Source organism: Candidatus Cloacimonadota bacterium, assembly GCA_012516855.1.
Classification (GTDB): domain Bacteria; phylum Cloacimonadota; class Cloacimonadia; order Cloacimonadales; family Cloacimonadaceae; genus Syntrophosphaera.
Map to the genome: position 1 here is coordinate 1 of JAAYWB010000084.1, position 1,514 is coordinate 1,514.

The following is a 1,514-nucleotide window of genomic DNA, read 5'->3' on the forward strand; positions in this document are numbered from 1 at the left end:
CCACGCCCAGCACTTCACCTTCTTTAGTAAACACAACTCCGCTCTGCCGCCCATCCGATTCGAAAACTGAGCCGCCGCTCTCGTGAAACAAGATTTCAAACTGCACTGAGTTTTCCTTCTCCAGATGGATGCGCAGCCAGGTGTGTTTTCCGCTTTTTAAAAGGTACACTTGCTCCGCAAGTTTTATCCCCTCCAACTTGACGGGCGGGAAAAGTATCAATGTTCCGCTTTTCTCATCTTGGAAGGCAGTCTCCTCCCCGTTGGAGTCGAATGGAATCTCAATATCCCAGGGGAAAACAGTGTCATCGGCTTCTTTAAACCGATTAGGAACTTCATTAAGAATAAACGCCGGACCAGCCGGCTCTCCCTTTGCATTGAGAACAATGCCCATCCAGGCCGTATCATCCCAATGGGACGAAATCTGTAGGGGGTAAGTGTTCTTCCGCTCACCTCTAATTTCTCCCCCTTCACCAGTAAGTTGGATCGAATATGCGCCTTGTAAAAATGTCGCGTTAATCTCGCGCGTATATTTTTCTGGCAAGGAAATTTTGATCGGCTGTGTTTGTCCGTTGATCGCCAGAATGTTGGCCTGATTGATCCAATAGAAGCTGTTTTCGGAACCAGAGCCAACATCCACCAAATAACAGGTCTCGCGGGCATTCAAGCGGGATAGCCGATTGACCCGAAAGCGCGAATTTTCATCGGTGAAAAGGACTCTATAACCGGCCGGCCCCTGATCGGTTATGTCCAATGGAATGACCGCTCGAGTCTCCTTCCGACTGCGGATCGCAGCGGTGATTAGCGGCAGATCGTTATGTTCAGGGTCCGGCTGGCGGTTGCGCCCAGATGTGAAGCCGTCAAAGCGGGGTTGGAAAAACCAGTTGATGTAATTCGGCTGCCGCGTCTTTTCGATCAACAGCGCATGCGTGGCTACCTGGCTGTAGGGCTGAAAGGCGTCTTTGGGTAAAGTCACCACAGCGGTTAGCTCACCGTTTTCAATCCATCCTTCACGCAGAATTTGTTCGCCACCGCTGTTGGCAAACAGGGAACCTGAGGGTGCGAAAACCACCATCTGACCGTTTTCACTCAGATGTTCACAGGCAAGTGCCGTCAAAACGGTTTCAGAACGCCCGCTCATCTTAAAATCAAACGCCATCTGTACCAGCGAGTCATCCACCTTGGCGCCAAAGGGCGGATTCATCAGAATACAATCAAACTTCGTTTCCTTTTCTCGTTTCCCAAAGATGGCCAGGGAGTTACCGATGCGAATATCTGGTTTTTTGATGCTGTGCAAGAGACAGTTCGTGAAAGCCAGCCGCGCCCAGTTGGGTGAGATTTCAACGCCGGTCACATGGGACAACTTTTCGGCGGTGGCCACCAAGAAACCACCACTGCCGCAGGCAAAATCGGCCAGGCGCGCTCCGGGAAAGGTTTCCAGTAGAGAGGCAGCCCAGCGGGTGAGATGGCGCGGGGTGAAATAGCGTCCTCCTGGCTCCATGCGTTCCAGAAAACCC

1 protein-coding gene is annotated in these 1,514 nt (G+C 51.8%); it reads right to left on the reverse strand.

Annotation, left to right across the window (positions count from 1 at the left end):
* Window positions 1–1,514, reverse strand: a 1,514-nt coding sequence (locus tag GX466_08260; protein NLH94188.1) for an N-6 DNA methylase, incomplete at both ends; no start/stop codon positions are given.